General features: G+C 72.9%; 8 protein-coding genes. 5 read left to right on the forward strand and 3 right to left on the reverse strand.

From position 1 onward, the window contains the following. Positions 1–120: 120 nt before the first annotated feature. On the reverse strand, positions 121–1,512 hold the full coding sequence (locus tag JM949_RS32220) for a hypothetical protein (RefSeq protein WP_203151858.1): 1,392 nt from the start codon (positions 1,510–1,512) through the stop codon (positions 121–123). 122 nt (positions 1,513–1,634) lie between these two features. On the opposite strand from JM949_RS32220, the gene JM949_RS32225 reads away from it, so the two are divergent. Together JM949_RS32225 and JM949_RS32230 are read left to right on the forward strand one after the other, a co-directional pair. Further along, on the forward strand, positions 1,635–2,333 hold the full coding sequence (locus tag JM949_RS32225; RefSeq protein ID WP_203151859.1) for a PASTA domain-containing protein: 699 nt from the start codon (positions 1,635–1,637) through the stop codon (positions 2,331–2,333). Between the two features lie 157 nt (positions 2,334–2,490). Next, on the forward strand, positions 2,491–3,294 hold the full coding sequence (locus JM949_RS32230; RefSeq protein WP_203151860.1) for a PASTA domain-containing protein: 804 nt from the start codon (positions 2,491–2,493) through the stop codon (positions 3,292–3,294). Positions 3,295–3,301: 7 nt separating this feature from the next. Here the strand turns inward: JM949_RS32230 and JM949_RS32235 are convergent, their stop codons facing one another. Next, positions 3,302–3,763 carry a hypothetical protein gene (locus tag JM949_RS32235; protein ID WP_203151861.1) on the reverse strand — a complete coding sequence of 154 codons (462 nt, stop codon included), beginning with the start codon at positions 3,761–3,763 and terminating at the stop codon, positions 3,302–3,304. A gap of 99 nt (positions 3,764–3,862) precedes the next feature. Continuing rightward, complete coding sequence (locus JM949_RS32240) at positions 3,863–4,147, reverse strand: hypothetical protein (protein ID WP_203151862.1); 285 nt, start codon at positions 4,145–4,147, stop codon at positions 3,863–3,865. Between the two features lie 623 nt (positions 4,148–4,770). On the opposite strand from JM949_RS32240, the gene JM949_RS32245 reads away from it, so the two are divergent. From JM949_RS32245 to JM949_RS32255, 3 genes are all read left to right on the forward strand, one after another. Then, positions 4,771–5,652 carry a helix-turn-helix domain-containing protein gene (locus JM949_RS32245; RefSeq protein WP_030487606.1) on the forward strand — a complete coding sequence of 294 codons (882 nt, stop codon included), beginning with the start codon at positions 4,771–4,773 and terminating at the stop codon, positions 5,650–5,652. Further along, entirely contained in the window at positions 5,622–5,843 is a 222-nt protein-coding gene (locus JM949_RS32250; RefSeq protein ID WP_203151863.1) for a DUF397 domain-containing protein, read from the forward strand. Before JM949_RS32245 ends, JM949_RS32250 begins: the two co-directional genes overlap by 31 nt. 214 nt (positions 5,844–6,057) lie before the next feature. Beyond that, positions 6,058–6,456, forward strand: a complete 399-nt coding sequence (locus JM949_RS32255; RefSeq protein ID WP_203151864.1) for a hypothetical protein — start codon at positions 6,058–6,060, stop codon at positions 6,454–6,456. Positions 6,457–6,601: the final 145 nt, after the last annotated feature.

Raw genomic sequence — 6,601 nt, forward strand, 5'->3', positions numbered from 1 at the left:
CCACCCACCCACCCACTCACCCCGGCGATCATAAGTTATCGCCACGACTCGCCGCGCGAGATGGCGATAACTTCATGATCAACGGAGGGTGAGCAGTGGTGGCCGCCGGGTTGGGCGCGGTCAGTCTGTGGTGGTGCGGCGGCTTGCGCGGGTGCGGCGGGGGGCTGGGGTCGGTGCCTCCGCTGTCGCGGGAGCAGCCGCAACCGGGGCGTCGGGGTCCGTGCGGGGCGCGGGAACCTGGGGTGCGTCGGCGACCCCCGGTGGTGTGGATTCGGACCTGCCGCGTCGCACCCGGACGGCGGACGAGGAGCCGGCAGGCGACCGCGTGGGGTCAGCCCCACCGGCCGGATCCGGGGCAGCCGTCACCGGATCCGCGACCACCACCGGTTCCGCAACGACCGCCGGGTCTGAGACAGCCGCCGCTGGCTCGGTCCCACCCCGCTCGGCCGCCAGGCCGCGCTCGGCCACCCGCTCGGCCGCCGGGCCGCGCTCGGCCGCCCGGTTCCGGTCGGCCCGCTCGGCGAGGACCGCGGCCAGCACCGAGCCGCCGATACCGGCGATCATCGCGTACGGGGCGATCAGTTGAGTGGACAGTTGGGCGGGACCCAGTGTCGACCAGTGCGGCAGGGTGGTCAGGTAGGCGAGCGCGACGAGCGCCGGGCCGGCCCCACCGGAGGCGGCCGCACCCACCCGGTGCCCACCTGACCGGGCGGACCTGCGGGCGGCCAGCAGGCCGATCAGCAGCGCGGGCAGCAGCGCGAGCAGCGCACCGGGCCAGTAGAGCTGGTCCCCGATCCAGTACCGCGGGTGGTCCGGGTCGAGCTGCCAGGTGCCGAGTTGAGCCCCGGTCAGCCCTCGTCCGACGCGTACCCCGTCGATCACCGAGACCACCGCGAGCAGCCAGAGCCAGGCGGCCGTCGCGGTCACGTTGACCGCGGCGGCTCGGGAGCGCAGCGCCCAGATCGCGACGAGGACGCCGATCAGGATGCCCACCGCCGCCTGCACGGCGGCCGTCCGTTGCGGTGCGCCGGTGTCCGCGCCGGTCGCGACCCGCGCCGGTACGGCGATCAGCAGCACCGTGACCAGCCCGCCGATCCCGGCGCCGAGGGCGAGGAGCACCCGCCGCAGCAGGCCGCCGCCGTCGGTGGGGTTCTCGGCAAGCCGCGGAGCCGGGCTCGCCTCCTCGGCGGCGACGGCATCCTCGGCGGCGACGGCATCCTCGGTCGCGTGCCTGGGCCCGCTCGCGGGGTCGGCAGCGGGTGGTTCGACCGTAGCCGGGGCGTTTCGTTTGTGGAGCCGCTGCGCGCAGACCGCGCCGAGGACGGTCGAGCTGGCGGCGAGCCAGGTGGCCCAGGCAAGGCCGTCCGCCCAGGCTGTGTCGGTCGCCCCGGCCTCGGTAGGCGTCCAGGTGATGACGCCCAGCCCGTAGCCGAAGCCGAGTTGCGCGGCACCCGCGCCGGCAGCGACCCCGACCGCCGTCGCGATCGACACTCCCCAGCCCTGTCTGGCCATGCCGGGCAGCGTAACGTCCCGTCGTCGGCGCGGCGAGTCGCAACGACCCGCCGGTGTGCACCGCCGGTGCGGCGGATTGGGCGGCGGACGGTACGGTCGCCGGTGATGAGGCGGTGGGCGGTATGACGGACACGAACACGGGCCGGCAGGATGCCGTGGGCGGGCGGGACGGCGGCGGACCGGGCCGGGCCAGCATCGTGCTCGGTGGTGGGTTGGCCGCGGTGCTGCTGGCCGCGATCGGTGCGACCGGAGGCTGGTTACTGGCCGGCGAGGACGAGACGCCCGCAGGTGATCCGCTGGCCGTCGCCACCACGGCCGGCACGCCGACCGACCGGGCGACGGCGCCCAGGCCGAGCACCGGCCGCGCCACGCCGTCAGCGGTCCGCACCTCCGCGACCGCGACGAAGGGGGCCGGTCTGACCGTGCCGCCGGTGGTCGGCGCCGACTTCGTGCAGGCCCGGGACATGCTGCGCAAGCAGCGGCTCGGTTGGCGGCTGGTCTTCGGTAGCGGGTTCGGCCGTACTGTCGAGAGCAGCACACCGGCCGTGGGCGCCGAGGTCGCCCGGGGTACGACGGTGCAACTCCAGGTCGCTGGGCCAGCGCCCGCCGCCGAGGTGCCGGACGTGGTGGGTGAGGACTGCGCCGACGCGGTGGACGAGCTGGTCGAGGAGGGCCTGTACCCGCGCTACGTCACCGGACGCAGTGGGAAGGTCAGCCGGCAGGAACCGGCCGAGGACGGTCCGGCCCGGTGGAACGACGAGGTCAGCATCTGGTGTGGGGCGGGCTCCGTCGAGCAGCCGAGCACGAGACCCACGTCCTGATCTCCGGCCTGGCGGGCCGAACGTCCAGTCGCCTATCCGTCTCGCCGCGCCGGCGGCACGCGCCGCTGGGCATGCTGATCCGCACCGATGGCGGTGCCGGCGACTAGGGTCGCGGTCGAGGGCCATGACGCCCGTCCGGTCCGGGAAGGGACGTGCGATGAGCGACGACATCGAGGAGCCTCCCGCCGGCGAGCACGACGACGACCGGACCCGCCCCCTGCCCCCGGCCGCCGACCGGCCCGAGCCGCAACCGGTCCGACCCGCCGTCGACCCGGACGAGACGGCGCCGATCGACCGGGCTGCCCCGGCTCGTTCCGACCAGACCATGCCGATCGATCGTGCCGCCGACACCCGGCCGGGCCCGCCGGCCGACCGGACGACGCAGCTACCGCCGCCCTGGTCCGGACGGGCCGAGGTGCGCTCGCCACGACCGGCTGACCCCGCCGGTGAGTGGTACGTCGAGGAGCAGGGCCGGCGGTGGTGGCTGCCGATCCTCTGGGGCGTACTCGCGCTGCTGCTCGCCGGCCTGCTCGGAGGCGTGCTCTGGTTGGTGCTCGCGGAGCAGGAGGACGACCGGGACGATCCGGGGTCCACCCCGTCACTCCCGTCGGCCACGGCCTCCAGCGCCGCGCCGACCAGCGCGTCCCCCAGCTCGGCGGCGCCGACCAGCGAGACGCCGAGCAGCCCGGCGACCAGTGAGCCGCCGGCCGAGGTGCCGGTGCCGCCGGTTGTCGGTCTGTCGCAGGCCACCGCCGAGGGGTTGTTCGATCGGCTCGGCCTGGCCTACCGGGTGGTCTACCGCGCGTCGGAGTTGCCGCCGGGAACCGTGGTGGGCACCGAGCCGGGGGCCGGCACGCCGGTGGCGACCGACGACGAGGTGCTGTTGATCATTTCGGCGGCAGACCCGTCGACCGGGGTCAGCCCGACCACGCCGAGCCCCACGGTGACGAGCACGCCGTGACCGCCGGTCACCACATCCTGCGGCGGGTGCCGACCAGGCCGAGGCCGGCCAACGAGATGGCGAGGCCGAAGATCCCCGACCAGAACAGCGAGCGGCGGACGTCCGTGGCGGTGTGGCCGGCCGGCGCCGCCTCGGGGATCTCCGGATGGCCGGTGGACTGGCCGCCGGCCCCGAGGCCGGAGACCGGGCCGGTCGGGTCGGTAGCTCCGGCGTGGTCGCCCGGTGCGTCGGCGCCGATCCAGCCGGGTCTCTCGTCGGCCGACGAGCCGCCGTCCGCCGGCGGGTCGGAGTCGATCACGGTGATCTCCGGTGCCGGCACCGGCGTGGTCAGCCGGGTGGACGACATCGCCGGGTCGTGGAGGAGGACCAGGAGTGCCGCCATCGCCCCGAGCAGGGCGAGTAGTCCGAAGGCGTAGGCGATACGGGAGCGGTGGTGCCGCCGCAGGGCGGGCTGATTGACCATGACCATCCCAGGGTCAGGGTCCTGGACGAGCGGGTGGAACGGTGCCGGGGTGGGCGTACCGATTCTATGGCGACGGCACGCCCACCGGCGGCGGATTCGGGCCGGTCAGCCCACCCGGAGCGGGGTACGCGCGACCGGTCGGCGGGCGCGCACGGTGTGCGGGCGGGGTTCGGGGGCGGCCTGCAGTCGTTGCAGGCCTTCCCGCTGGACGAAGATCGACCGTCGGGTGACCGCGTCGCCCGCGGCGTTCAACTCGTAGCCGTCGAGCCAGAGCCAGCCGTCATAGGTCGGCCAGTCGAGCACCCGGATCACCCGGAACTTGATGGGCCTGAGGAACTGGACACTCGCCGCGCGAGTCACGTGCAGTACGTCACCGGTGCGGGGAAGCACATGGGCTCCTGGGGAGGATCGGCCGGCGGGGGCCGGCGGTGCCTGAACGGGGGACGTCTCGGCCGGCGACGGGGTCGTGCCTCGTGAACCGGTGGTGCGGGATGGCGGTGGTCGGGCCGTACCCCGCTGGTGGCGTGCCGCCACCCGACCACCACCCGGTTGCTTCCGGGACCGCGCCCGCCGCCGCAGCTTGCCGGCTTGCAGCGGCGGGGTCTTTACCCCGGAGCAAGTTTCGTTGTCGTCGGCCGGGCCCGCGTCGTGCCTGGCCTCCCCGGATCGGTGGGGTCACCACTCCGAGGGATCAGACGGAGACGCTGAGTGATCCGTGCCATACGGACAGAGTGCATCAGGGACGTGCTTGATGCAAGTTGCACGTCGAGTTTTGCCAATACGTGAGCGTGTCGCGCGAAAGGCCTATTGATGCCGTCCGCGTACGGACGGCACACTGAGATCCGGTTTCGCCCGTCGCGGCCGGCCGAGGACCGGCACCACCCCCTTCGTCGCGAACGCTCGCCGGTCGACGGTCGCGCCCCCGGCGGGTGCCACCGAGTGGCGCGTGACGGAGGTAGCCCGAGTGGGGTCGAGCAACCAGCGGCGAGGACCAGTGACGGACGGGTTGCGCCATGAGTGAGCGGCGCAGCCCCACCATCAGACGGCGGCGGCTCGGTGCCGAACTGCGCCGCCAACGGGAGTCCGCCGGGATCACCATCGAGGTGGTCGCCGAACAGTTGGAGTGTTCGGCGTCGAAGGTCTCCCGCATCGAGACCGGGCACACCACGGCCACCCCTCGTGACGTGCGGGACATGCTGCGGATCTACGGCGTGGTCGGTGCCGAGAGCGACGAGCTCGTGCAGATCGCCCGGGAGGCCCGCCAGAAGGGCTGGTGGCATCCGTACAGCACGGTGCTCGTCGGCGCGTACGTCGGCCTGGAGGCGGCGGCGAGCTCGATCCGGGCGTACGAACAGCAGGTCGTTCCGGGTCTTCTGGAGACCGAGGAGTACGCCGGTGCCATGATCCGCGCGGCTCGGCCGGACTTCACCGCCGATCAGGTGCACCAGAGGGTGCGTGTCCGTCTGGGCCGTCAGTCGTTATTGACCCAGGACGATCCGGTCGATCTGTGGGTGGTGCTCGATGAGGCGGTGGTGAGTCGGCCGGTGGGCGGGGACGAGGTGATGCGCGGCCAACTCAAGCGGTTGGTCGAGGTGGCCGAGTTGCCGAACGTGACGCTGCAGATCCTGCCCTTCGAGGTGGGTGCGCACGCCGGCATGGACGGCACGTTCACGATCCTCAGCTTCCCTGAGCCCGGTGATCCGGATGTTGTGTACGCGGAGAACGCCACGGGTGGGCTTTTCCTCGAGAAGAGCGACGAACTACAGAAGTACAGCTTCATCTTCGATCACATCCGCGCTGCGGCCATACGTCCGGAGGAGTCCGTCGCACACATCGCAAAACTGGCAGAGGAGCCGTTGTGGAAATGGCGACCAAGGGGTTCCCCGTGGACCTGACGCAGGCAGCCTGGTTCAAGAGCTCGAAGAGCGGACCGAACTGTGACAACTGCGTGGAGGTGGCGTACGTGACGGGGGCGGTTGGAGTGCGGGACTCGAAGGACAAGGCCGGCCCGGCCCTGGTCTTCGCGCCGGGTGACTGGCACGCCTTCGTCGCCGGTACCCGGGGCGGCACGTTCGACGCGGTCTGACCGACCAGTCGACTGGGTCCCCGTCCGGTTCCACCGGGCGGGGATTCAGCCGTGTCCGAGGACTGCGCGGCGGGCGGCCGTCCCGTGACGCTGGCCGGCGAGGTTCCGTCGGGAATCCCGTCGCCACAGCGCGCCCGTCTCGTTGAACCGGTCGGTACGGCGCTGGTCGACGACCCGCCGCACCGACCCGCAACCGAGCGAGTAGGCGAGACGGATGACGACGATCGGTTCAGACAACCTCACAAACGGTCCGGCCAAGCCGGAGCGGTTCGGTGGCAAGTACCGCGGCGCTCGTCGGGACACTGTTCTGACCGAGGTGGTGTCGACCGACGATGAGTTGGGTGGGCGGGACGGCACCGCCGAGTCGACGGATCCTCCGCTCTCGCTGCCCTCGCTGGACCCGAACCCGCTGCTCGAGCCGTCGTTTCCGCCCACCGGCTGGCCGGCGGAGCCCGCCGAGTCGTTTGCCGACCACCCGTTGCTGCGTGGCCTGTTGATGGAGTTGCCGCCGAAGGGCAGCCTGCCCTCGCAGGACTGGCTCAACCGTTGGTTCGAGGCGACCAGGGCGATCCTGGAGCTGCTATACGTGCAGGGGGCCAGCCGCCCGCGTTGACGGTGCGGCGGCGGGCTGGGCCCGCTCGGCGAGGCGGCTGTGGCGGAGCGCGTGGCGGACCCCGATCACGGCCACCGCGAGCGCGCCAACGGTGATCGCCGGCCCGGTCACACCGGGGTCCGCGCCGAGGTCGGTGCCGGCCGCC

Source organism: Micromonospora tarensis (assembly GCF_016803395.1).
Taxonomy (GTDB): domain Bacteria; phylum Actinomycetota; class Actinomycetes; order Mycobacteriales; family Micromonosporaceae; genus Micromonospora; species Micromonospora tarensis.

Coding starts and splice junctions, on each gene's coding strand:
- JM949_RS32235 (WP_203151861.1), bottom strand. CDS start 3,763: ATGGTCATGGTCAATCAGCCCGCCCTGCGGCGGCACCACCGCTCCCGT.
- JM949_RS32255 (WP_203151864.1), top strand. CDS start 6,058: ATGACGACGATCGGTTCAGACAACCTCACAAACGGTCCGGCCAAGCCG.
- JM949_RS32230 (WP_203151860.1), top strand. CDS start 2,491: ATGAGCGACGACATCGAGGAGCCTCCCGCCGGCGAGCACGACGACGAC.
- JM949_RS32220 (WP_203151858.1), bottom strand. CDS start 1,512: ATGGCCAGACAGGGCTGGGGAGTGTCGATCGCGACGGCGGTCGGGGTC.
- JM949_RS32250 (WP_203151863.1), top strand. CDS start 5,622: ATGGCGACCAAGGGGTTCCCCGTGGACCTGACGCAGGCAGCCTGGTTC.
- JM949_RS32225 (WP_203151859.1), top strand. CDS start 1,635: ATGACGGACACGAACACGGGCCGGCAGGATGCCGTGGGCGGGCGGGAC.
- JM949_RS32245 (WP_030487606.1), top strand. CDS start 4,771: ATGAGTGAGCGGCGCAGCCCCACCATCAGACGGCGGCGGCTCGGTGCC.